21 protein-coding genes and 6 tRNA genes are annotated in these 25,161 nt (G+C 36.3%); 18 read left to right on the forward strand and 9 right to left on the reverse strand.

Features of this window, described 5'->3' with window-relative positions:
* Positions 1-8 precede the first annotated feature (8 nt).
* The 6 genes from C8J95_RS12760 (at position 9) to C8J95_RS12785 (ending at position 5,762) form a co-directional block, all read left to right on the forward strand.
* Positions 9-575, forward strand: a complete 567-nt coding sequence (locus C8J95_RS12760) for a potassium-transporting ATPase subunit C (protein ID WP_107808707.1) — start codon at positions 9-11, stop codon at positions 573-575.
* A 2-nt stretch (positions 576-577) separates the two neighbouring features.
* Positions 578-1,666 (forward strand): porin, encoded by a 1,089-nt coding sequence (locus C8J95_RS12765; protein WP_185124603.1) that lies wholly within the window; start codon positions 578-580, stop codon positions 1,664-1,666.
* 149 nt (positions 1,667-1,815) lie between these two features.
* Complete coding sequence (locus C8J95_RS12770) at positions 1,816-2,925, forward strand: histidine kinase (protein WP_107808672.1); 1,110 nt, start codon at positions 1,816-1,818, stop codon at positions 2,923-2,925.
* Between the two features lie 5 nt (positions 2,926-2,930).
* Positions 2,931-4,652 carry an ATP-binding protein gene (locus tag C8J95_RS12775; RefSeq protein WP_107808673.1) on the forward strand — a complete coding sequence of 574 codons (1,722 nt, stop codon included), beginning with the start codon at positions 2,931-2,933 and terminating at the stop codon, positions 4,650-4,652.
* Positions 4,653-4,734: 82 nt separating this feature from the next.
* The gene (locus C8J95_RS12780) at positions 4,735-5,379 is read left to right on the forward strand and encodes an MgtC/SapB family protein (RefSeq protein WP_107808674.1); all 645 of its coding nucleotides are present in this window, start codon (positions 4,735-4,737) and stop codon (positions 5,377-5,379) included.
* 11 nt (positions 5,380-5,390) lie between these two features.
* Positions 5,391-5,762 carry a hypothetical protein gene (locus C8J95_RS12785; protein ID WP_107808675.1) on the forward strand — a complete coding sequence of 124 codons (372 nt, stop codon included), beginning with the start codon at positions 5,391-5,393 and terminating at the stop codon, positions 5,760-5,762.
* A gap of 50 nt (positions 5,763-5,812) precedes the next feature.
* On the opposite strand, the gene C8J95_RS12790 is transcribed toward C8J95_RS12785, so the two are convergent.
* Positions 5,813-6,289, reverse strand: coding sequence for a copper resistance protein NlpE (locus C8J95_RS12790; RefSeq protein ID WP_107808676.1), 477 nt, complete (start codon positions 6,287-6,289; stop codon positions 5,813-5,815).
* A gap of 133 nt (positions 6,290-6,422) precedes the next feature.
* On the opposite strand from C8J95_RS12790, the gene C8J95_RS12795 reads away from it, so the two are divergent.
* Entirely contained in the window at positions 6,423-8,558 is a 2,136-nt protein-coding gene (locus C8J95_RS12795; protein ID WP_107808677.1) for a S46 family peptidase, read from the forward strand.
* Positions 8,559-8,623: 65 nt separating this feature from the next.
* On the opposite strand, the gene C8J95_RS12800 is transcribed toward C8J95_RS12795, so the two are convergent.
* The 5 genes from C8J95_RS12800 to C8J95_RS12820 all read right to left on the reverse strand — a co-directional run bounded on the left by C8J95_RS12800 (position 8,624) and on the right by C8J95_RS12820 (position 18,439).
* Positions 8,624-10,885, reverse strand: coding sequence for a glycoside hydrolase family 3 C-terminal domain-containing protein (locus C8J95_RS12800; protein ID WP_107808678.1), 2,262 nt, complete (start codon positions 10,883-10,885; stop codon positions 8,624-8,626).
* A 167-nt stretch (positions 10,886-11,052) separates the two neighbouring features.
* Complete coding sequence (gene putP / locus C8J95_RS12805; protein ID WP_107808679.1) at positions 11,053-12,549, reverse strand: sodium/proline symporter PutP; 1,497 nt, start codon at positions 12,547-12,549, stop codon at positions 11,053-11,055.
* 285 nt (positions 12,550-12,834) lie between these two features.
* Complete coding sequence (locus C8J95_RS12810; protein WP_107808680.1) at positions 12,835-15,750, reverse strand: pitrilysin family protein; 2,916 nt, start codon at positions 15,748-15,750, stop codon at positions 12,835-12,837.
* A 78-nt stretch (positions 15,751-15,828) separates the two neighbouring features.
* Positions 15,829-17,232, reverse strand: a complete 1,404-nt coding sequence (gene aspA / locus C8J95_RS12815) for an aspartate ammonia-lyase (protein WP_107808681.1) — start codon at positions 17,230-17,232, stop codon at positions 15,829-15,831.
* A gap of 166 nt (positions 17,233-17,398) precedes the next feature.
* The gene (locus C8J95_RS12820) at positions 17,399-18,439 is read right to left on the reverse strand and encodes an N-acetylmuramoyl-L-alanine amidase (RefSeq protein WP_107808682.1); all 1,041 of its coding nucleotides are present in this window, start codon (positions 18,437-18,439) and stop codon (positions 17,399-17,401) included.
* Between the two features lie 128 nt (positions 18,440-18,567).
* Between C8J95_RS12820 and C8J95_RS12830 the strand changes: the two genes are divergently transcribed.
* The 11 genes from C8J95_RS12830 (at position 18,568) to C8J95_RS12875 (ending at position 23,418) form a co-directional block, all read left to right on the forward strand.
* Positions 18,568-18,652, forward strand: a tRNA-Ser gene (locus C8J95_RS12830).
* A gap of 16 nt (positions 18,653-18,668) precedes the next feature.
* Positions 18,669-18,743: transfer RNA gene (locus C8J95_RS12835), tRNA-Pro, on the forward strand.
* Between the two features lie 45 nt (positions 18,744-18,788).
* Positions 18,789-18,862, forward strand: a tRNA-Arg gene (locus C8J95_RS12840).
* Between the two features lie 82 nt (positions 18,863-18,944).
* Positions 18,945-19,019, forward strand: a tRNA-Pro gene (locus tag C8J95_RS12845).
* Positions 19,020-19,065: 46 nt separating this feature from the next.
* A tRNA-Arg gene (locus C8J95_RS12850) sits at positions 19,066-19,139 on the forward strand.
* 47 nt (positions 19,140-19,186) lie between these two features.
* Positions 19,187-19,441: a GIY-YIG nuclease family protein gene (locus C8J95_RS12855; protein WP_107808683.1), complete on the forward strand. Its 255-nt coding sequence runs from the start codon at positions 19,187-19,189 to the stop codon at positions 19,439-19,441.
* Positions 19,427-19,486: transfer RNA gene (locus C8J95_RS18675), tRNA-Glu, on the forward strand. The genes C8J95_RS12855 and C8J95_RS18675 overlap by 15 nt, the downstream gene beginning before the upstream one ends.
* Before the next feature lie 203 nt (positions 19,487-19,689).
* On the forward strand, positions 19,690-20,151 hold the full coding sequence (locus tag C8J95_RS12860; protein WP_107808684.1) for a GNAT family N-acetyltransferase: 462 nt from the start codon (positions 19,690-19,692) through the stop codon (positions 20,149-20,151).
* Between the two features lie 263 nt (positions 20,152-20,414).
* Positions 20,415-21,203, forward strand: coding sequence for a PhzF family phenazine biosynthesis protein (locus C8J95_RS12865; RefSeq protein WP_107808685.1), 789 nt, complete (start codon positions 20,415-20,417; stop codon positions 21,201-21,203).
* Between the two features lie 180 nt (positions 21,204-21,383).
* Entirely contained in the window at positions 21,384-22,229 is an 846-nt protein-coding gene (locus tag C8J95_RS12870) for an AraC family transcriptional regulator (RefSeq protein WP_255412805.1), read from the forward strand.
* Positions 22,230-22,398: 169 nt separating this feature from the next.
* Entirely contained in the window at positions 22,399-23,418 is a 1,020-nt protein-coding gene (locus tag C8J95_RS12875; protein WP_107808687.1) for a S9 family peptidase, read from the forward strand.
* A 142-nt stretch (positions 23,419-23,560) separates the two neighbouring features.
* On the opposite strand, the gene C8J95_RS12880 is transcribed toward C8J95_RS12875, so the two are convergent.
* The 3 genes from C8J95_RS12880 to C8J95_RS18680 all read right to left on the reverse strand — a co-directional run.
* Positions 23,561-24,391 (reverse strand): GLPGLI family protein, encoded by an 831-nt coding sequence (locus C8J95_RS12880; protein ID WP_107808688.1) that lies wholly within the window; start codon positions 24,389-24,391, stop codon positions 23,561-23,563.
* Positions 24,392-24,450: 59 nt separating this feature from the next.
* On the reverse strand, positions 24,451-24,696 hold the full coding sequence (locus C8J95_RS12885) for a hypothetical protein (RefSeq protein WP_107808689.1): 246 nt from the start codon (positions 24,694-24,696) through the stop codon (positions 24,451-24,453).
* Between the two features lie 273 nt (positions 24,697-24,969).
* A partial coding sequence (locus C8J95_RS18680; protein ID WP_221407241.1) for a hypothetical protein occupies positions 24,970-25,161 on the reverse strand: 192 nt, incomplete at its 5' end.

Raw genomic sequence — 25,161 nt, forward strand, 5'->3', positions numbered from 1 at the left:
TTAAAAAAATGAAAAATTATATTCTACCTGCCGCAAAACTCACTTTCGTGATGGCAGTTTTAGTAGGCATTTACCTTTTATTTGTTTATGCCGGCTCAAAGGTTCTTCCTACTAATGGAAATACCGAAATCATTACCTATAAAGGTCAAAAATTCTATAGAAATGTCGGACAGGAATTCAAATCTCCAAAATACTTTCACGGACGTCCTTCCTCAGTAAATTATAAAGCTGACGGAAGTGGAGCAAGCAATAAGGCTCCTAGTAATAAAGAATATCTGGATATTGTACAAAAAAGAATTGATACACTAAAAATGCAAAATCCTGGTATGGAAAATACAAAAGTACCTGTAGAGCTAATAACTGCCAGCGGCAGTGGATTAGATCCGGATATTTCTCCTGAAGGAGCCCTTTATCAGGTAAAAAGAATTGCTAAAGTCCGCAATCTTTCCGAAGAACAGGTAAAAGAGGTAGTTGCCAAAAACACAACTCCACCGGTTCTTCATCTTCTTGGACCTGCAAAAGTAAACGTATTAGAACTGAACCTGGCATTAGACAAAATTAGTACCCGCCCTTAAGTATGCAAAAAAGTATAATAGCCCTTTTGGCATTAGGATTGAGCTTTTCAGTAAAAGCTCAGTCTACAGACAGTATCTCAACAGATAAAAAAATAACATTCTCTGCTTACACAGAAGTATTTTACAGTTATAATTTTAATGAACCCAAACAACATATGCATCAAAATTTCCTGTATAATTTTAACCGCCATAATGAGATTAACCTCAACCTGGCGGTTGCAAAGGCAACCTATCAGGATAAACGTATAAGGGCCAATCTTGCCTTGATGGCCGGCACCTATGCACAGGATAATATGGTTGCAGAACAGGGAGCATTGCGCTATGTTAACGAAGCCAATATTGGGGTGAAAATTTCTGAAAATAAAAATTTATGGATCGATGCGGGGATTATGCCATCGCACATCGGCTGGGAAAGCGCTATCGGAAAAGATAACTACACCCTTACCCGAAGCATTGCTGCCGAAAATTCTCCCTATTTTGAAACCGGTGTCAGACTTTCCTATACAACCGATAACGGAAAGTGGTACCTCAGCGGATTGGTTCTGAACGGATGGCAAAGAATAGCAAAACCTGAAGGCAATCAGTCTATATCTTTTGGTCACCAGGTTACTTATAAGCCATCAGAAAAAGTAACCCTGAACAGCAGCTCATTCATCGGAAACGACAAATCCAGAGAAGAAAAAAGAATGCGTTATTTCCATGATTTGTATGGCACATTTCAGTTGACAGATAAATTCTCAGCCATTGCAGGTTTCGATATAGGAGCAGAACAGAAAACTAAAGGTAGTGATGCTTATAATATCTGGTACTCCCCTAACCTGTTGCTGAAATATCAAATGGCTCCCGAATGGGCCGTAGCCGGAAGATTAGAATATTACAATGATAAAAACGGAGTGATTATTAACTCTGGTACTCCAAACGGATTTCAGACCTTTGGCTATTCTGTAAATGTGGATTATACAATTTTCAAAAATGTAATGTTCCGGACAGAGGCAAAAGGATTCACTTCAAAAGATGCTGTATTTGCTAAAAATGATAACTTTAAAAAAGCTAATTTTATAATAACATCCAGCCTTAACGTATGGTTTTAAAAAAACTACAGCTAGAAAGATAGGTGAGAAATGATAAAGTTGTTTTTTTGTGTATTTGTAATGTTGCAGAATAACAAAAAAGCGAAAAAATAACTTTACGATTCCACAATTTTACAATTCATTAAAAACATCAATAAATTATTTAGGTAATGTCATCAGCTGACCATTTTTTACAACTTATCCAGAAATCCAAACGTGGAAAATTCAAGATATACATCGGAATGAGCGCCGGCGTAGGAAAAACTTTTCGTATGCTTCAGGAAGCTCATACCTTGCTGAGAAACGGTATCGATGTAAAAGCCGGTTTTATTGAAACCCATGGCAGAGAGGAAACCGACGCATTGGCTATAGGAATTCCTACCATTGATAGAAGATCAATATTCTATAAAGGGAAATATCTGGAGGAAATGGACCTTCAGGCGATCATTAATGATCATCCGGAAGTTGTACTGGTAGATGAATTAGCTCACACTAATGTAGAAGGCTCCAAAAATAAAAAACGCTGGCAGGATGTACTGGAAATTCTGGAAAACGGAATTAATGTAATCAGCGCCATGAATATTCAGCATATTGAAAGTCTGAATGAAGATGTAAAAAACATTACCGGTATAGAAGTATCCGAGCGTGTTCCCGACAAGGTTCTGGCTCTTGCAGATGAAGTTGTAAACATAGATCTCACAGCAGATGAACTACTAACCCGGCTGAAAGAAGGAAAAATCTATAAAAAAGAAAAGATTGAAACAGCTCTGGCTAATTTCTTTCAGAGCAATCATATTTTACAACTACGGGAACTGGCACTGAAAGAAGTGGCAACCCACGTGGAAAGAAAAGTAGAAGCTGAGATAAAAACCGAGAACTTCAAACCGGTTAAATTTTTGGCCTGCATCAGCAGCAACGAAAAAGTAGCCAAAACAATTATCCGAAAAACAGCTCGTCTCGCTAGTTATTACAGCAGTCCATGGACTGTTCTTTACATTCAGAAACCTTCGGAAGGACCTGAAAAAATTGCCCTCGATAAGCAGCGATACCTGATTAATAATTTTAACTTAGCGCAAGAATTAGGCGCTAAAGTTGTACGCATGAAAGAAAGCAGTGTTCACCAGGGTATATTGGAATATGTAAACCAACACAATATTACTACAGTATGTATTGGAAAACCCCACCCCAAACTATGGCAGCGTATATCTGGTTACAGTTGGATTTACACTTTAATGAACCGGCTGAACGAAAAACATATTGATATTATTATTTTATCCTAAGCGCTATGAAACTTAAAACAAAACTCACTTTAGGAGTCGGGCTTCTGTTTTTACTGATTGTTTTACTTTCAGTAATTGGTGCTTTGTATATCAATAAACTAAAATCCGACACAGAAAAAATCCTTACAGCTAATTATAACAGTCTGGAGTATGCCAAAAATATGATGCTGGCATTGGATAAAATAGACACAGATAGTGCTCAGGCGGTAAAAAACTTCAGGATAAACAATTCTTTTCAGGAGAAGAATCTTTCGGAACCGGGAGAAAAAGAGGCAACCTATAGCCTGAATATCCATTTTAAAAAATATTTGGAACAAAAAACAGATGCCGGTGAAAAGCAAATCCGCAGTGATTTAGCAAAAATCATGTCTCTGAACATGAAGGCTATTGAAAGGAAAAGCGATATAGCTATTGTTACTGCTGGTAATGCCACATTCTGGATTGTTAGTTTAGGTACAGTTTGCTTTATGATTGCGTTTACGCTTCTTTTTAACCTTCCTCAGACTATTGCCGAACCTATCCGGCAGCTTACATCCAGTATCAGACAGATTGCCGGCAGAAATTATCATGAAAGAGTTCACTTTAAGGGCAGTGAAGAATTCAATGATCTTGCAGATTCATTCAACATCATGGCTGAAAAACTGGAGGAATATGAAAGCAGTAATCTGTCCAAGCAATTAATGGATAAAAAGCGCATTGAAACACTTGTAAACAATATGCACGATGCTGTTATTGGCCTGGATGAAAATCACTTCATCTACATGATCAACGATCAGGCTTTAAGAATAACCAATCTGAAGAAAGAAGAGCTTATGGGAAAAACAGCTCATGAAGTTGCAATAAACAATGATTTGCTTCGGGAGCTCCTCAAAAATATCGATAATCCTTCGGAAGAGCCTATAAAAATTGCAGCTGACAGCAAAGAGAGTTATTTCGAACAGGATGTAATTCCTATCAGTACGATTAAAACCGGTGAGAAAGAAAAGAAAAATATTGGTAAAGTAATCCTCCTTCGCAACATTACACCTTTCAAAGAATTAGATTTTGCCAAAACCAATTTCATTGCTACCATTTCTCATGAACTAAAAACTCCTATTGCCGCTATTAAAATGGGTGTTCAGCTCTTGGGTAATCAGAAATTTGGTACTCTGAATGAACAGCAACAGGAATTATTAAAAAGTATAGATGAAGACGGACAGCGCCTTCTAACCATAACCAGTGAGCTACTCAACCTTTCTCAGGTAGAAAGTGGTAATATACGGCTGAATGTTGAATCTTGTAATCCGGAAGAGCTGGTTTATACAGCCGTTAAAAATGTTGAAATGCTGGCAGAACAAAAAAACATCTCCATTACTACAGAAATAAAGACGGAGAAAGAAGACCACGTAACCGCAGATTTCGATAAAACGGTGTGGGTTATTAATAATTTCCTGAGCAATGCTATCAAGCATTCATTCCCCGAAGAGAGTATCCGAATTCTTGTAGAGAAAAAAGGTGCATTTGTAAGGTTTGGTATCTCGGACAGCGGAAAAGGAATTGATGAAAAATACCACCGCCAGATATTCGACCGTTACTTCCAGGTACCAGGGGAGCATCAGAGCGGAACCGGTCTGGGACTGGCAATATCTAAAAACTTCATTGAAAAACAACATGGTGAAATTGGTGTATCCAGTTCTCTGAATCAGGGAAGCACTTTCTATTTTACATTACCAGTTTCTGATATTTAAATAAAATATATACCACCATAAAGGCCTGTTACTAAAAATAGTAACAGGTTTTTTTGTACATTTATTTATCATTTTCAGCGCTATGGATATATTTGATAAACTTCCTGTACAGAATGAATTATTGCTTATTATCATTTCCGTTATTATCGGACTTATTATTGGGGCAGAACGGGAATACAGAAATAAATCGGCTGGCTTGCGTACCTTTATTCTGGTATGTTTCGGATCCTGTTTATTCACCATACTTTCTATAAAAATCGGAGTAGAAAATCCGGATCGGTTAGCAGCCAATATCATTACCGGTATAGGATTTCTGGGCGCCGGTGTTATCTTCAAAGATGACAATAAAATTGGCGGAATCACTACAGCTACTACAATTTGGGCTACTGCATCACTGGGAATGTGTGTAGGTTCCGGTTATGTATACCTGGCATTATTAGGTACGGTTTTGGTCATGGCTATTCTTAGCCTTTTAACGTATCTCCAGGATTATATAGATAACCATCACAAAATACGGGAATATAAAATTACAACCTCATCACAATCTGACTTTGCTTATTGTGAAAGTATATTTAAAAAGCACCATCTGAACTTCATTATTATCAGGCAACAATATGGACAGGGCGTATTGGCTACAACATGGAGACTCTCCGGAAAAAACAGACACCATCTGGCATTGATTCAACAACTGATGGATGATGAAAAAATAACTTCATATCAATTTTAAAAAATTCTCTAATGAAGAAGAATTCTCCAAAAGCAGATATCTGGCTGGAACAGCCTGAAGAACACGACTTTCCTGCAGCACAAGATTATTTGGAACTTCTTTTTGTACCGGATGAAGCCAAAAAAATTGTTGCAAAACTAAAAAAGGTACCCACTATAAAGAAGAAATCCAAAGATATACTAAGGGCGAGTAGGCTAGTCTTGCTTCCTGAAACCAACATTCATGTAAAAGAAAACCTGAAAAAGGTAGAAAAGAATAAAAAGCTCTCTCCTATCCTTTTGGTAAGAGGTCAGAATGAGTTAATTATTGCCGACGGATATCACCGTTTATGTAGCAGCTACTATCTGACCGAAGATCTGGAGGTTCCTTGCAGACTGGTATAAAAAACTCCCTGAAGCTATTCAGGGAGTTCTCTTTTTGTTATCAATAATCCTTATTTCTTTTTTAGAATATAAAAATCTTTATTTGGTCCGGTAATTTCTTTTCCGTCCATATCAAGATGGATCAATTGGTTTTCACCAACCATATATTGTCTTTTACCATCTTTACTTACCAAAGAAATTTTTCCACCACTCTTATCCCACTCAAACTTACCTTTATCCTCTGCTTTTGTTTTTTTATCCACATACTCTTCAGTCATTGTATAGGTATTATCGTCCTTCAGCGTAATAGTAGTTTTAATTCCCGGGCAATCTGCACAAGGCAATGTTCCTTCATAAGTTCCGGCCCAGTCTAATGAGTTTTGGGAATTGTGACCGTCATTAGTAATCGGCTCTACAGATATTGAATTTGTTTTAGCTTCAGCTGTTGTCTCTTCAACCCCGCTTCCAGGTTGTAGCTCTTTCTTTTGGGAGCATGACATTAATAAAAGTCCCGCTGTAGCAGCAATCAGTAATACATTTTTTTTCATCTTTTAGTTAATTTTAGGTGTTAAATTTATCGCCTACAATCCAAATTTCAAGCCATTTCTACCGACTTACTGAAATTAATATAAAGTCAGTCTATCCTAAATATTCTTCGTAAATTGGGGCAAATTTTAGTTTATGAAGAAAAACATCCTACTAGCACTTGCTTTACTCCCCGCAGTAACGGCTTTTGCTCAACAGGCGGGAGGAATGTGGATTCCTACAGAGTTAAATGAAAAGGAAATGAAGGAATTGGGAATGAAGATTTCTGCAAAAGATATTTTCAATACCCAAAAGCCTAGTATTAAAGATGCTGTAGTGCAATTCAATGGAGGCTGTACTGCTGAAATAATATCTCAAAAAGGTTTATTATTAACAAATCACCACTGTGGTTTTGGACAAATTCAGGCACATTCTACAGTGCAAAATGACCTTCTAAGTAATGGTTTCTGGGCAAAGAATATGGACGAAGAACTTCCTAATCCAGGTGTAGTAGTAGATTTCATTACTGATATTAAAGAGGTAACCAATCAAATTCTTCCAGGTACAGAAAACCTTGCTGCTAAGGATGTAAAAGCTGCAATTGATAAAAATATAGAGGCTGCAAAAGCAAGCTTCAAATTGGAGCCTTCTCAGAAAGTAGTTATCAAATCCATGTATGATGGCAACAAATACTATGCATTTATCATTGAAACTTTCAAAGATATCCGTTTAGTAGGGGCACCACCTCAATCTATCGGTAAATTTGGTTCGGATACTGATAACTGGGTATGGCCAAGACATACAGGAGATTTCTCTATGTTCCGTATCTATGCAGACAAAAACAATAAGCCTGCAGAATATTCTAAAGATAACATTCCATATACTCCGAAATATTCACTGCCGGTATCTGTAAAAGATCTTAAGGAAGGTGACTTCACATTCGTTTTCGGATTCCCGGGAAAAACAACTGAATATCTTCCTTCTGTTGCAGTAGAAAAAATCATTAATGATACAGATCCTGCAAAAATTACAGTACGTGATATTGCGTTGAAAACTCTTGATGAAAAAATGCGTACAGATAATGCAACTCGTATAAAGTATGCTTCTAAATATGCTTCTGTGGCTAACTACTGGAAAAAGTGGATGGGCGAAGTAGAAGGTTTGAAAAAATCTAATGCTGTAGCTAAAAAACAAGCTTATGAGCAAACTCTGGCACAGAAAAACCAGGAAGTAAAAGCAACTATTGATAAATTTAACCAACTGTATAGCGAGCAGGCACCTTATGCCCTAAACAACGCTTATTATACTGAGGTTACAAGAAATGCTGAAACATTGCGTCTTGCTAATTATTTTATCACTTATTTTCAGGATGTTGAATCCGGAAAAGCAACTCCGGAATCTACTAAGAAGTTGAAGAATACTTTAACTTCTTTCTATAAAGATTACGAAGGTGAACTGGATGCTAAGGTAACAGCTAAATTATTGGCACTGTATGTACAGAAAACTCCGGCAGACTTTCTGCCATCAGGTTTTGCTCAGTTTAGTGATGTAAACAAAAACCTTACAGTAATCGAGGACTGGTCCAAAAACTCTATAATCAGTGGACGTAAAGCACTAAATGGTACTTATACAAACCAGAACATCGACAAGATTTTTGCTGATGCCGGTTTTGCCACTGCTATTAAAAACGATCCTTTCTACAAACTGGCTTTATCTATGAAAGATGCCTACTCTCAGAAAGTAGATCCTAAATATGCTTCTTTACAGACAGAAATCGATGCACTTCAGAAGAAATATATGAAGCAGCAACTGGAAACAGATAAGGATAAGAAATTCTTCCCGGATGCCAATTCTACACTTCGTGTAACTTATGGTGTAGTAAAAGGTTCTAACCCAAGAGATGCGGTAACCTATGGTTACAAAACTCACCTTGCAGGTGTAATGGAGAAATATGTACCTGGAGACTATGAGTTCGATGTTCCTAAGAAGCTTATTGATTTATACAACAATAAAGATTACGGAATGTATAAAGACCAGACGGGTGATGTTCCTGTAAACTTTACAGCAACTAACCACACTACTGGTGGTAACTCCGGAAGTCCTGCATTAGATGCTAACGGAAACCTTGTAGGTCTTAACTTCGACAGACAATGGGAAGGAACTATGAGTGATATTAATTTTGATCCACGTTTCAGCAGAAATATTATGGTGGATACAAAATATGTCCTGTTCATTATCGATAAGTTTGCTGATGCTAAATGGCTGATCAACGAAATGAAGATTGTAAAATAATCTTCATCACTAAAATAAGAAGTGCCGGAATATTCCGGCATTTTCTATTTATAATTAACCTAATATTACTGAAGTGTAAACTTCACTTTTGTTTTAATATCTGTAGAAGATGCTCCTACCAATGCTTCGAATTCTCCTGGTTCAGCTACCCACTGATGCTTAGCCGCATCAAAGAAGCTTAATGCCGATTTATCAATTGTAAAGCTTACTTCTTTTTGTTCACCTGGTTTCAAGTTTATTTTCTCAAAACCTTTTAGCTCTTTTAGCGGACGTGGCACAGATGATTTAAGATCACTGATATATAACTGAGCAACCTCAGCGCCTTCTCTTTTACCTGTATTTTTAATACTTACAGTAAATGTAATTGTTCCGTCCTGAGTTATCTGTGTTTTATCTGCACGGACTTTCCCATATTCAAAAGTTGTATAGCTAAGACCATGGCCGAAGCTGAACAATGGTTTTATATTTTTGGTATCATGCCAACGATAGCCAACAAAAACACCTTCGTTGTAAGTAATATTAATCGGATTCTTTTGATCTTTTCCTTTTCCGGCAGCTAATTCGGCTTTATTCCCAGGATACTCTCCCATCTGATGAGCGGCATTATCTTCCAGTTTTACAGGAAATGTAAATGGTAGTTTTCCAGAAGGACTCACATCTCCGGCTAATACAGCGGCAAGAGCATTTCCAGCCTCGGAACCCAAATACCATCCCTGTACAATTGCAGGAACTTCTTTTACCCACGGCATAGCAACAGCATTACCAGAAACCAGTACTACGGCAAGATTTTTATTGGCTTTTGACAATGCATAAATCAACTGATCTTGGTTATATGGTAATCCCAATTCTTTTCTGTCGTGTCCTTCACTATCCTGGTAGTCGCTTTTATTAAGGCCACCAACAAAGATTACTACATCAGATTTTTTAGCCAATGCTACAGCTTCATTTAATAATTCCGAAGCCGGACGGTCATCTTTAAGATTCTGACCAGACTTCACACCATTATATTCTCCGCCAACATCACCTACATAACCACGTGCATATTGTACTTCGGCTTTTTTACCAAACCTCGACTTAATACCTTCCAGAGGCAGGGTTTCATATTTTACTTTTAATGAAGAGGAACCACCGCCCACTGTCATCATCTTAATAGCATTCTCTCCGATTACTGCAATCTTTCGGACTTTATCCGTGTTTATTGGCAAAACATTGTTATTGTTCTGGAGCAATACAATTCCTTCTTCTCCAATTTCTTTGGCTACAGCCATATGATCTTCCGAAGCGATATTACCAAGAGGCTTATTAGGATTAATTGTCGTATTATATGCCAGACGAAGAATCCTTCTTACTTTATCATCCAGCTCTGTTGTGCCTACCTTTCCGGATTTTATAAGATCCAAATAAGGTTTTGCAAGATAGTAATTGTCATATGCATTTCTGGTCCCTGCAGAAAGTCCATTTGTCCAACTGCCGAATTCCATATCCAATCCGTTATGAATAGCCTGCTCGGTATTGTTTACAGCCCCCCAGTCGGATACCACTACACCTTTGTATCCCCATTCTCCTTTCAGAATTTTGTTTAGCAAATATTCATTCTGGCTGGCATACTGATTCTTATATTTATCATAAGCTCCCATAATTGTCCATGAATCTCCTTCCTGAACAGCGGCTTTAAATGGTGGTAAATATATTTCGTATAAAGTACGGTCGTCAACGATGACATTACTGGTATGGCGGAATTCTTCCTGGTTATTGAGTGCAAAGTGCTTCACGCTGGTTGCAACTCCATTGGACTGTACTCCTTTGATATATGGAACGACCATCTTGGAAGTGAGATATGGGTCTTCTCCCATATATTCAAAATTACGCCCGTTTAACGGTGTTCTGTAAATATTTACACCAGGGCCTAACAGAATATCTTTTTTACGATAACGAGCTTCTTCACCTAAGGCTTTACCATAATTCCATGACATTCTTTTGTTCCATGTAGCCGATAAAGCTGTAAGAGCCGGATATGCTACGATAGAGTCGTTACTCCAACCTGCCTGATCCCATTCGTCCCATAAAACTTCCGGACGTACACCGTGCGGACCATCTGTAGTCCAGAATTCTGGTATTCCTAAGCGCGGAACTCCGGCAGAACTAAATTTGGATTGAGCATGAAGCATGGTTACTTTTTCTTCCAGTGTCATTCTGGAAAGTGCATCTTCAATGCGTTGTTCTACAGGCTTCGATGCATCCAGGTAAGCAGGAACTTGTTTATTTTGCGCCTGTAATCCGGGAGCCAGCAAAGATATCAATGAGGCTAAGATAATTCTCTTCAGCATAGCTATCGTTTTTACTTTATAATTATTAATAATGTAAATGTAATAAATTTTTAAATTGTCTCAAAATGAGATAATAAAAATATGATATAAAAATAAAATAACCAGAAGGATTCGTTTTAAAATTACTACTTCCTTCTGATTATTTTATAATATTCTACAGATATTTATTATTCCTGCATAATTTTATTCATTTCTTCAAATTCACTTTCAATAACCTCATCTGGCTTATAAGTTAATGTAGAAACTACCAAATTGGTTAGCAATGACAATATAAAACCGGGAATCATTTCGTACCAGTCTTTAAAAGGATGCTGGATATATACCCAAGCCAATACTGTAATCCCTCCAACCAACATACCTGCAAGACCTCCCTGCCAAGTTGTTTTTTTCCAGAGAAGAGACAATAAAATTAAAGGTCCGAAAGCGGAACCAAAACCTGCCCATGCATTCCCCACAAGATTAAGGATACTATCTTTAGGATTAAGAGACAAAAGCACTGCAACCACAGCTACTAACAGAACTGACAGTCTGCTGGTAAGCAAGAGTTGTTTTGGTGTTGCATTTTTATTCAGGAAAGCTTTGTAAATATCTTCAGTTAATGAGCTGGATGTTACCAACAATTGTGAAGAGATAGTGCTCATAACCGCTGCAAGAATGGCTGTTAATAAAAATCCTGCAACAAGCGGATGGAACAGAATACGGGAGAAATAAATGAAAATAGTTTCTGCCTCTGTTTTGGAACCATCAAACTTCATCATTGTGTCAATATCAAACTTTTGCAGGTAAGCAATCCCGATTAGACCAATTGCTAGTGCTCCGGCAACAGTAAAGATCATCCATGTAATCCCTATTCTTCTGGCCTTAACTAGATCTTTTGGCTTATCTATTGCCATAAAACGCACCAGAATATGTGGCTGTCCACAATATCCAAGTCCCCATGCCAATAAAGAAACAATACTGATAGTGGTTGTCCCTCTGAACAAATCTAAGTATTTAGGGTCTTTAGCTTTGATAAGAGAAAAAGTCTCACTTATACTTCCGATTTGTAAAATCGCTACAATAGGTACGATAACTAAGGCTAATACCATGATAGTTCCTTGTACAAAATCGGTAAGACTTACCGCAAGGAAGCCTCCCAGGAATGTGTATAACACAACAACCAAGCTGGTTAGTAATAGCCCCACAGTATAGTCTATTCCAAAGGCTGATTCAAATAATTTACCTCCGGAAACCATACCAGCCGAAGTATACAATGTAAAAAATACCAGAATAAAAATTGAAGAAGTAACTTTCAGAAGATGATTTTTATTTTTAAACCTGTTTTCAAAAAAGACAGGTAATGTAATTGCATTCTGAGCAACTTCCGTATAAATCCTTAGCCGCGGTGCTACAATAATATAATTAAGAAATGCTCCGGTAGTAAGTCCTATGGCAATCCAGGAACTGGAAATCCCTGATAAATACATGGCACCCGGGACACCCATCAGTAGCCAGCCACTCATGTCGGCTGCTCCGGCTGAGAGTGCCGTTACGGCTGCTCCCATCTTCCTTCCTCCAATTAAAAACTCCTCGGAATTGCTTGTTGATTTTTTATAAGAATATACGCCGATACCTATCATTAACAACAGATACAGCCCCACAGAAATCGCTTCGTATATTTGCATATCGTTTTTTTTATGGTCCCGAATATAACCATTTTCAAAAAAATATGGGGTCTAATTTTAAGAAAAAATTAAGATTTTAAAGCCGTAAAACCTGTGTTTAAACTATTTAAACTGCATATAGTCTCCGTTTCAAAAGTGATACAGACATGATAACTTGTAGTAAACCGGACAGATATAAAAAGCTTCACAGGCTATAATATTCTGTGAGGTTTTTAAATACTGAAAGTCGTGTTTAATTTTCAATAAAAAATCCGGAAAGTTTCCCGGATTTTCATTTTTATCTTTTTAATAACCGAAGATTTCTTCCAGACTTACTTCCCGGAATGTTCCCAGTTTATTAATTGCATTCATATCCAGATTTTCTTTCTTACCAATAATAGCCGTATTATAGTTAACAGGTTTAACTTCTGTATTATAGAAATTGGATAACTGAGGTAAAGTGAGTTCTTTCACTTCATTGTAGATATCTTTACGGACGTCATAATCAATCCCAAGTTTCTTCATCCTAAGATAATTGAAATAAATATTACGCTTGGTAATTCTGTTAGAAGCAATCTGCTTTAGTGCAGATCCTTTAGCATTGTCAAACTGCACCTGAATTTGCGGAAGTTCTGCCATCAACTCATTCATTGCAGAAACCGCCTGTGGCAGCTTATTAGCTTGTGTTCCGACATAAGTCGTTACATAATCGTGTTTCTTCAGTTCATCCGGATAAGCATAGTTTACATAAGCAGAATATGCCAATGAACGTGATTCACGGATTTCCTGAAATACAATAGATGACAAGCCTCGTCCAAAATACTCATTGAATACATTGATTTTGCCAAAATTAGCTGGCTTAATTTCTTCACCACGGCCAATTTTGCTCATCTCCATTTGTACCATATCATAGTTTGTGAAATATACCTGTCCGCCGGTTGGCAATTCAGGATATACTTTAGCTGCAGGATATTTCAGACTTGCTTTTTGTACATAGCCACTTACTTCATTCTCAAAAGAACCAAGGTCTTTCCCATAGAAGAATAATTCGTATGGATATTTTGCAAGGGATTTTATTTTATCTGTGATTTCCTCTGCTTTTATGGCAGTAAGACGATCTTTGGAAATTACATCTCTGAATCTTGAATCTGTTCCGAACTTAGCATAGTTAGTCAATGCAGCCATAATGCGGGCTTTATCTTTTTTCGCTATTTCACGACCTTCCAGGATTGTTTTTACTGTTTTATTATAGATTTCCTGATCTGGTTTTACGCTCTGAATCCAATGGTTTACTAAAGCAAGGCCTTTTCCTATATTTTTCTCCGGTCCTGAAAGTGAAACATTAATTCTGTCTGCACCAATCTGAAGGTTATAGGAAATACCTATTTTATAGAATTCAGCCTTTAACTGCTCTGGTGTATATTTATCTGTTCCCAAATATTCCAGTACACTCAGTGCAAGTCCCAATTCTTTATCATTATCAGTCCCAAGGTTAAAGATATAGTTCATCTGTGCTATATCATTTGTTTTATTCTGAATATAACTCAGTTTTACACCTTTAACTGTGGTTTCTTTGATTTCTTTTTTGAAGTCTACAAATACCGGAGCAATGTCTGAAACTTTTTCGGAAATGATTTCTTTAAGGAAAGGTGACTGTGAATCTTTGTTCAACTGAATCGGGGTAATACCAGGATTTTCTACTCTGACTAGTTTATCGTTTACACCTTTTTCTTTGTAAACAACAACATAATTGTCTTTAAAGAAATCGTTGGCAAACTTTACAATATCATCTTTTGTAATCTTAGAATACTCATTGATTTCATTAAGCTCCTGATCCCAATTTCTGCCTTTGATATAAACATCATAAAGATTGGTTGCTAATCCATCCGCTGTTTCCAGTTGTCTCATTCTGGAAAGCTTCATATCTTCTACAATTGCAGGGATCATCCAGTCCGGAAATTCTCCTTTTTTAATAAGGTCTATTTGTTCCAGCAGCAATTGCTTTGCATCCTGCATACTTTGTCCTTCTTTAGGAACAATAACCATAGTAAAATATCCGTAAGCTTTCAGCGGAGAGTTATATGCCACAGCACGTAAAGCTTTCTGCTGCTGATTGACATTGGTATCAAGAAGCCCTGCTTCTCCACTGTTACTAAGGATTTGTGCTGTAATTTCTGCCAGATGAGATTCGTTAGAACCGTAACTATCTGTTCTCCATGCCATTTGCAGTCTCGGCGTAGTAGGACTTTTTACTGTTTTTTCAACAATTTTAATCATTGGTTCTTCCGAAACCATCTTCTTCATTGGCAATTCTTTATATTGGAAAGTCCCAAAATATTTGTCTGCCAATGCAATAGTTTTATCAAAATCAATATCTCCTACCAATACAACCGCCATATTATTTGGTACGTAGTACGTATCGAAATATTTATTGATGGCCACCATGGAAGGGTTCTTCAGATGCTCTGCTGTTCCGATGGTTGTTTGCTGCCCGTTTGGATGCTTTGGAAACAAAGCACTCATCAGTTCATAATTTACAAGTCTGCCGTCATTATCCTGTGCGCGGTTATATTCTTCGTAAACAGCTTCCAGTTCGGTATGGAATAATCTAAGCACTAATCCAGAAAAACGTTCTTTCTCAATTTTGAACCATTTTTCCAACTCGTTGTTGGGGATATTATTTTTATAAACTGTTTCGTCCAGCCACGTATGTGCATTGGTTCCGGTTGCTCCAATAGAAGAAGTAGCTTTATCGTATTCGTTCGCAATTGCATATTTAGAGGCTTCCTGAGAAACAGCATCTATTTTCTTATAAATATCTCTCTTTTTAGCCGGATCTTTTTCTGCCTTGTGTGCTTCATAAAGATCCGATATCTGTTGAATCAAAGCTTTTTCTTTAGTCCAGTCTTTAGTTCCTAATTTTGAAGTTCCTTTGAACACCATATGCTCTAGATAATGGGCTAAACCAGTATTATCTGCAGGGTCATTATTGGAGCCTGTACGTACAGGAATATAGGTTTGGATCCTCGGTGCATCTGTATTCTTAGCCAGATATACTTTCAGACCATTCTTCAGGGTATACACTCTTACATGATCCGGATCATTATTTACCGTTTCATAAGTATAACCTTTATTATCTTTTAATGTCTGTATTTTAAAATCTTGTGCGTTCATCATATTCATCAACAAAGCTAAGGAAAGTGTAGATACTATTTTTCTCATATACCATTTTTTGTGAAAATATATATTTAAAATAAAGAGGAGTAATACTCCTCTTTTATTTATAAACATTATTATATATTAAAATTTTGCATGTGGATTCAGCATATTCTCGGGTGCTAAAATCTCATCTAATTTTTCTTTGCTCAATAATTCGTGTTCCAATACCAGATCGTATACACTCTTACCTGTATCTAAAGCTTCTTTAGCAATCTTAGTACTATTTTTATATCCTATATATGGGTTAAGTGCTGTAACAATACCAATACTGTTTTTTACCATATTCAGGCAGATTTCTTTATTAGCTGTTATACCATCTATACACTTTTCACGAAGCGTATCCATAGCGTTTTTCAGAAAACGGATAGATTCCATGATTGATTGCGTAAGAACAGGCTCCATAACATTAAGCTGTAACTGACCTGCTTCTGCTGCAAAGGTTACTGTAAGATCATTACCAATAACTTTAAAGCAAACCTGATTTACCACTTCCGGAATTACCGGATTTACTTTACCAGGCATAATAGAAGATCCCGGCTGCATTTTTGGTAAATTAATTTCATAGAAACCAGCTCTTGGGCCTGAAGCCAATAATCTAAGGTCGTTACAAATCTTAGAAAGCTTCACTGCCATTCTTTTCATTGCGGAAGAATAGATTACATAAGCTCCTGTATCTGGTGTTGCTTCTACAAGATCGGAGGCCAATACAACATCAACTCCTGAAACCTTAGCCAGATTCTCTGTACATTTTGTTGCATAATCAGGATGAGCATTTAGCCCTGTACCAATTGCTGTTGCTCCCATATTGGTTTCAAGGAACAGATCTGCATTTGTATTCAGACGGGCAATTTCTTCCTGAAGAGTATTAGCAAAAGCATTAAACTCCTGCCCCATTGTCATAGGTACAGCATCCTGCAGCTGCGTACGCCCCATTTTGATTACATCTTTCAGATCTTCTGCTTTTTTTCTGAATGATTGTATCAATAATTCCAGACGCTCAACCAAGGTTTTATTCAAATTGTATAGTGCTATACGAATTGCTGTAGGATAAGCATCATTGGTAGACTGAGAAAGGTTTACATGATCGTTTGGAGAACAGAACTGGTATTCACCTTTCTGGTGTCCCATAAGTTCCAAAGCTCTGTTTGCAATTACTTCATTCGCATTCATGTTCATCGATGTACCTGCACCTCCCTGGATCATATCCGTTGGGAATTGTTCGTGCATTTTTCCCGCAACAATCTCGTCACAAGCTATTGCAATATTTTTATTGATGATCTCGTCTAAAAGTCCTAATTCAAAATTAGTCTGAGCTGCTGCTTTTTTAACGAAAGCAAAAGCTTTAATAAACTCCGGATGATCCGATAAATGATCATTAGAAATTTTAAAATTATCTATCGCTCTCTGCGTCTGTACTCCATAGTATGCATTTACCGGAACCTTTAGTTCACCTATCAGATCACTTTCAATTCTGTAATCATTCATTATTCAAAAATTTTAAACTCTAAAGTTAAACCAAATATATTGGATTAGAAAAAAATCATTTACAATAAACCAATTATGAAAAAAAATTCCTGCCCCTTATGTTCAGAGGCAGGAATTAAGAAAAATATTAATCAAATATTTCTTAAAAGGAATATTTTTCAATCCATTATTTTGAAGGATATTTTTGCAATAATGCCAATAAAGTGGCATAAGTTCCCAGATCTAAAACTCCGTCTCCTATTTGTGGCCAGAAATGATACTGGAATGACTGAACAACTAGTTTAGTCTGATTATCCCATTCTCCTGATAAATCGACTTGATATCCTAATGACTGAAGCTGGCTCTGCACTTTGTAAATGAATGGTGGTGTATTTTTATCAGATTCAAAAGTTCCTGACTCTAACTGATTAAGGAAACCTGATCGGGTACCTTCATCATACCACATTCCAATCTGGTATTCATCATATAATTTCTTCCAAGGGAATTTTGGCCCCGGATCCTGTTTTCTGCCTGGTGCAATATCGGAATGCGCTAAGACATTAGTTGGTGGAATATTATAACGTTGTACAATATCTTTAGCCAATGCAGCAACTTTTCTTATCTGATAGTCCGGGAAATCTGCAAATATTCTCTGGCCAGAAGCGTTGGTTGTAAATCCACTGTTTACAATTTCAATTCCAATAGAAGTATCATTTAGATTGGAATCCTTTCTCCAATTACTTACTCCTGCATGATAAGATCTTTTATTTTCATCAACAATCTGGTAAATTTCCTGATCGTTGATATCACTTACCAAATAATGAGCACTCACTCCTCTTTGCGTCAGTGCCGTAATAGATCTGTCATTGTCCAAAGCTGTATAATGAAGAATAAGATAACGCTGTCTGAAATTCTGTCCTATAGCCGGAAAGTAATTTTTCGTAATCTGAAAACCGAGTGGTTTAGCCGTTACAATACTACCATAGCTTGCTGTATTATCATTTTTGGTAATGTCAGCAATATTTGTTGTATAAAATTCTACGCCATGATCTTTCTGTATAGCCGGTTTTACGGGTGTCTGTACTGACGGAATTTGTGTTTTTACACCAACATTAGTATTATTATTTTTATTTACAGGTAAGTTTTTTTTCTGGGGGGTAACATTTTTAGAAGAACCACAGGAAAAAAGCACTGCACTTAATCCGATGAAATATAATGTATTACGCATCAATAGGTGTTTTAAAGGTTTTTATTTTGTCAAAAATACAAAAAATAAATGCAAAAAAGTTTTGGTAAATTCAAAAATCCGTTCTATATTTGCACTCGCAAACGCAGAACAAAAGATCATTAAAAAAAGGAGGGTTGCCGGAGTGGTTAACGGAGCAGTTTGCTAAACTGTCGACTCGCAAGGGTCGCAAGGGTTCGAATCCCTTACCCTCCGCAGAATAAAAAATATACGGGATGTAGCGTAGTCCGGTCATCGCGCCTGGTTTGGGACCAGGAGGTCGCAGGTTCGAATCCTGCCATCCCGACTTAAAAAAGCTTTTTGGTTCAAAAAGCTTTTTTTTACTACAAATGGGTGCGTAGCTCAGCTGGATAGAGCATCTGCCTTCTAAGCAGACGGTCACAGGTTCGAATCCTGTCGCGCTCACTAAAGCCTTATCTAATAAGGCTTTTATTTTTTATATTTTTTTTCTGCATTTGTGAAAATCTTTACAGATTTTAAAAATACTCGGGATGTAGCGTAGTCCGGTCATCGCGCCTGGTTTGGGACCAGGAGGTCGCAGGTTCGAATCCTGCCATCCCGACTTAAAAAAAGCTTTTTGAACCAAAAAGCTTTTTTTTACTACAAATGGGTGCGTAGCTCAGCTGGATAGAGCATCTGCCTTCTAAGCAGACGGTCACAGGTTCGAATCCTGTCGCGCTCACTAAAGCCTTTACAGAAATGTAGAGGCTTTTTTATTTATATTTAACTATGTTTTTCTGCTACATATTATACTCCTATACTCTCGATCAATTTTATATTGGCCATTGCTCAGAAGAACTTAATGAAAGATTGAGAAAACATCTTTCTAATCATAAAGGTTTTACTTCTCGTGCTAAAGATTGGATTATTGTATATTCTGAGACTTTTAACGATAAGAGCTCTGCATATAAAAGAGAGCGTGAAATAAAGGCTTGGAAGAGTAAAAAGAAAATTGAACAACTTATTAAAAGCTCAACTGGATAAAGCATTCCGATTTCTATCGGAACGGTCACAGGTTCGAATCCTGCCACCCCGACTTAAAAGACCGAAAAAAACCGTAAATAGTAATTATTTGCAGATTTTTTGTTTTTAAGTACACCCTAATAATCCATAGTAAACCAATTTAAACGTGAGCTATTTTTAAAAGGCATTTTACTGACAAAACACCTGTTTTTGTTTTTCAATTTTCTAAATTTATTCTGTTTTTTTAAAGGAACAAAAATTAGAAACTTATGATTTTTAGAAAAGCAAAATTAGAAGATGTGCCAATGATTGTTGCAATGTTGGCGGATGATGCATTGGGTGCAACAAGAGAGCGTTTTGAAAATCCTTTGCCAAAAGTTTATACAAATGCTTTTCAGAATATTGACAAAGACCCAAATCAGGAATTGATTGTTGTTGAAAATGAAAATGGGCAAATTATCGGCACGTTACAACTGAGCTTTTTGCAGTATTTGACATACCAAGGAGGCATTCGTGCGCAGATTGAAGCCGTGCGTATTCATAAAGATTTTCGGGGCAAAGGTTTGGGCGAGCAATTTTTCCGTTGGGCAATTGCGCGTGTCAAAGCAAAAGGCGCTCATGTATTGCAATTGACTTCGGACAAAAAGCGTCCTAATGCCATTCGATTTTATGAAAAATTAGGTTTTGTGGCTTCGCATGAAGGCATGAAATTACATTTACAAAAAGATTAGCAAACAAGGAAATTGAAAAAAAATCGAATAACTTATTAAAAGTTCAACTGGATAAAGCATTCCAATTTCTATCGGAACGGTCACGGGTTCGAATTCTGTCGCGCTCACTAAAGCCTTTACAGAAATGTAGAGGCATTTTTGTTTTTTATAACATTGTTATAGTCTTACAGTAAATTATATAAAATATCTCAAAGAAATATCATTAAAACCAATGCTGATCGGGAAATAACCTATCTTTGTTACTGACCAAAATTTTATTAATTATGAAGTTAGAATTATATCAAATAGATTCTTTTACCGAAGATATTTTCCATGGGAATCCTGCATGTGTTGTTCCATTAAAAAATTGGTTACCTGACGAGATACTTTTAAAAATAGCCCGTGAAAATGCTGTGGCAGAAACAGCTTTCTTTATCGATAACGGCGACAGCATTCATCTGAGATGGTTTACACCCGAAATAGAAATGGATTTATGTGGGCATGCGACTCTTGCTGCAGCTCATTGCTTAGCTTCTATCTTAAATTATCAGAACGACAGAATTATTTTTCAGACCAAAAGTGGCGAATTAACAGTCAATGTAAAAGATGGATTTTATTATATGGATTTCCCGTCGAGAATGCCTGAAGCTTCTACTCTTCCTGATACCATAATTAAGTCTCTCAATATTCAGCCCAAGGAAGTATTCAAATCAAGAGACTATGTTTTGGTATATGAATCTGAAGAAGACATAAAAAAAATCAAAATTGAAAGATCTATTTTTGATCTAATCAATCTGGATCCGGGAGGTGTAGTTGTTACTGCAGCGGGTACTGACAGTGATTTTGTTTCCAGATATTTTACACCACAGTCTTCAATTCTTGAAGATCCTGTAACTGGCTCTTCCCATTGTTCTCTCATTCCATTCTGGTCATCAAGATTAGGAAAAGATAAGCTTTTCGCACATCAGCTATCAGAAAGAGGCGGGCAGCTTTATTGCGAAAACAAAAATGAAAGAGTAATTGTGGCCGGCAAAGCCAGAACTTATTCTATGGGATATCTATGGATAGAATAATATTGTTTGATCCTGTTCACAAAAGTCTTGCTTGATTAGTAAGGCTTTTGTGTTTAAAAAACACCTACTGAATAAAAACATCCGGTAAAATGTTTCATTATTACTGTTATTCGTTCTCATTTTGTAGTTCTCTGTTTTTTTATATTTGCTAAGAATAAAATGCAGTAAATTCACAAGGTGATGAAGACTTACAATATCCCCGCATTTCTTAAGTACCTGAACATTAGCGCTTCAAACAGTGATGTAATTCAGGTTATTTTTTATGATGAACATCCTGATATACTGATAAAATCAGCGCCGGTTAAAATAGACTTTTATTTATTGGCTTTGAAGGATAAGATTGAAGTACAATCACCGCTTGAAGAGATGTCCGATTCTTATTTATTCTTAGACAAACCCGGAAATTCTCTCGAGTGGAATCTGAAAGAATCATTTGAAGGATTTGCTATTTTGATTAACGAAAAACTTATAAACAGAGCACTAAAGGATACTTCATTTGCAGATTACAACCGCCATGAAGCATTGTTCCTGACAGAAGAAGAGAAGGAAACTTTATATGATCTGTTCAAAAAGGCATATACCGAATTTCAGAAGAAAAATTTTTCTACAAATATTCTGTTCTCCTATACATCGCTTATACTTTCCTATACCCATATCTATTATGAACGCCAGTTTGAAGCCAGGAGCAATGTTTACAACCGAGTTGTTGCCGATTTTTACAAACAGTTAGACAACTATCTTAATCAGCCAAACGGAATGTCGGAATTACCTTCTGTTGCCTATTTTGCGGGGCTAGCTAATTTATCTACTAACTATTTTGGAGATCTTATCAAGCATTTTACAGGCTCCGCCCCTATCGATCATATACATGAAGGAATTATTCAGATTGCAAAGAACAGGTTATTGAAAACTAAGTTGACGGTAAGTGAAATTGCATATAGTTTAGGCTTTGAATACCCAACTTACTTCACACGTTTTTTCCGGAAGAAGACAGGACTTTCTCCAAAAGATTTCAGGAAGCAATAACTTACACTAATATTCTAACCACATAAAAACCAGTTTCCTGATTGAACCAAAGATCAGAGTTCCATCTGTAAAAAGTTTCATTTTTAGAGTAATCTGTTTTCGTTTAGCTACCCATATCTGATATAATTTTGAATTATAAATAATGAGAACCTCTAAAAAATAATTTAAAATGGAAAACCAGATCAATTTAGCAGGAATGGAACATCAGCCAACTGCTACAGCAAGAATGTCCAAAGAACTTTTGGAAACAGCAAAAAAACAACTGGATGAAATTTCAGAAGAAGATTATGCTAAAATAATGGGAATGGTGAATGTCTGCAAAAGAGAATGGCGCAGTATTCTTCATAAAACTCCGGACGATTACGGCATGACAGGATGGGAAGATATTTATTTTCCTGCAGACGACGGCGTACCACTTAGCGGATGGTATATTCCTGCTAAAGGAGGTGAAAGCAATAAACTGATTATCTTCAACCATGCACTACCAATGTCCCGTGCAGGTTTTCAGGGACACCTGGGATTACCATGGAGCAGCTTTACAGATATTGAAATTGATTTTGTATATCAAATGAAAATTTTAACAGATGCGGGTTATAATGTACTGGCTTATGACTTACGAAATCACGGGCAAAGCGGCGCTGCCAATGGTGGTATGAGTGGTATCGGCCAGTTAGAGTGGCGCGACTGTGTAGGTGTAAAAAAATATGTTGATAATCACCCAAGGTTGAGTACAATGAAAGTAGCATTATTCAACCAATGTTTGGGAGCTATATCACAATGGGTTGCTTTGGACAAACATCCTGAATTATTCGAGAATGTAAAATGTTTCTGCAGTCCTTTAGTTCCTCATATGGCAGCTATTTTCCAAGCATTCACAGAGCCTTTGGGCGTATCGCAATATCTGGATTTACTGGATTTTGAGTTACTAAAGGCAGGAGGTTTTTCCCGCGCTGAAATGGATCCAAAAAAATATGTAAAAAACCTTACAATGCCTTTATTAATGTGGCAGGTTGAACATGATTCATGGACAAAAAACCCTGAAACAGATCAAGCTACATTTGATGCAATCCCGGGTAATAACAAGGAACTTATCTGGATAGATAGTACACTTCGTTTTAAAGATGGTTATAACTACTTCGGAAGAACACCTGAAAAAGTTCTGGCATTCCTTGATAAATACATGGAATAACAACAGCAAATAAAAGAATAAACCAACTAAGCCTTTGCAGAAATGTAGAGGCTTGTGTTTTTTACCCCACTACATCTTTATAGAAATATATAAATTGTTCTATTACTTCACAGAATATTATGAGAAAAAGAAAAACCTGAACTTAGTTAGGGTATTTAACAGCTTTATCCAATTCGATTGGATTATAATATTTTTTTATTCTTTTTTGCTCATCTATTCTCGCATCTCTTAATTCTTCTGGCTTAGTATAAGTCCTCCCTGAAAATTGGTCATAAAAGTTAAAACTAGCAGAATTTAACAAGTATTTATATGGGTCATTATAATGATCCATTAATAATTTTTGATACGTAGGGAGTATAATATCTATTGCTTTCTTTCCTCTTTGCTTCTCAAGTATATTAAAAGTATTAGATGCCTTTATAAGCTTAGTCACCTTAGTAAGCTCATAACGATAATGATTTTTTGAATCATTTATTTCTACAACTAGCCCCGGCAGACCACTAAATTTATATGGACCTTCCGGAATAGGAATATCCGGTGTAAACCATGCTGTCCATTTTCTCCCTCCAAAGTCCCCTGTAGCTTTTTGTAATTTATATCCCTTATTATTCTTTCTTTCACCTGTTATTTTCCATTTAATTTCATCTTTGGATTCTAATTGGAACCAATCATCATTGCTAATATTATGGAAAGTATGATTAATTTGATCTGATTTCAGCTTTAATAAGTTTTGATCAAATCCAGTATTCATATGCCCACCTTCTCCTTTTTTAGATTGAATAGAATCATATTTATACACATCCATATCATAAAACTTTTTAGCAATGGGCGTAATTTCCAGAGCTGTATTGAACTTTTGAGGATTACTACTTAATGTATCATATATAATACTTAATTCATATTCAAAACGAAATGATTGAGCACTATAAATATTTATAACAAAAATTAGTAATGTAAAGAGTCTTATTCTCATGAATAATAATTAATTAAATTTACTGCCTAACTACGTAATAGTTAGACGGTAATTAAGTTCTAATCTATAGTATCCATAAAGGATGTTGGTATACCTTCTCCGGGTTTTGGATTTGGACAAACTGCTGTTTCATGACTGCTATCAGAACATCCAGCCCATTTTCCATCTTCCACAGTACATCCACCCGCGCAGTTAACTGTAGCAATACTTTTTCCATTTGCACATTTTGTTGAACATGATGATCTGAAATCACCTCCAAATATATTTTTAAGGGAACTTCTAGAAAGTTGTTTTAGATTTTTCACATTAAAATAATTTACAAATACTACTTCAAAAGTAAAAAATAATTTACATTATATTTATTTAACATAATTTATTTTATAATCAAAATCAATAATTTAATATAAAATATCCTTCTATAGCGAGAATGTCTGGCTCGTGACATCTACATTGATACGAGCCAAAGGCTCGCACCAGCAGAGAGAGAAAAAGAAAAACCCCGAGGTTAATCGGGGTGTAATTATGCTGATTAAATTTTAATAATTAGAAAAAATCCAATATATATTAATTTATATATTTTAAATATTAATATCTATTTTAGATGAATAAATACGGCTAGGATCTCCAAATAAAGCAATACTTTCAATCATAATACCTAGATTATTCTTTACGTTTCCATTATAGACCTCCTTTCCATTTAGGGTAACAACAATAGGTTTTGTAAAATCTACTTTATCAACATAGAGGCTTATTTTTCCGGAAACAGTTCC

This window comes from Elizabethkingia sp. YR214, assembly GCF_003058195.1.
In the GTDB taxonomy this organism is placed as follows: domain Bacteria; phylum Bacteroidota; class Bacteroidia; order Flavobacteriales; family Weeksellaceae; genus Elizabethkingia.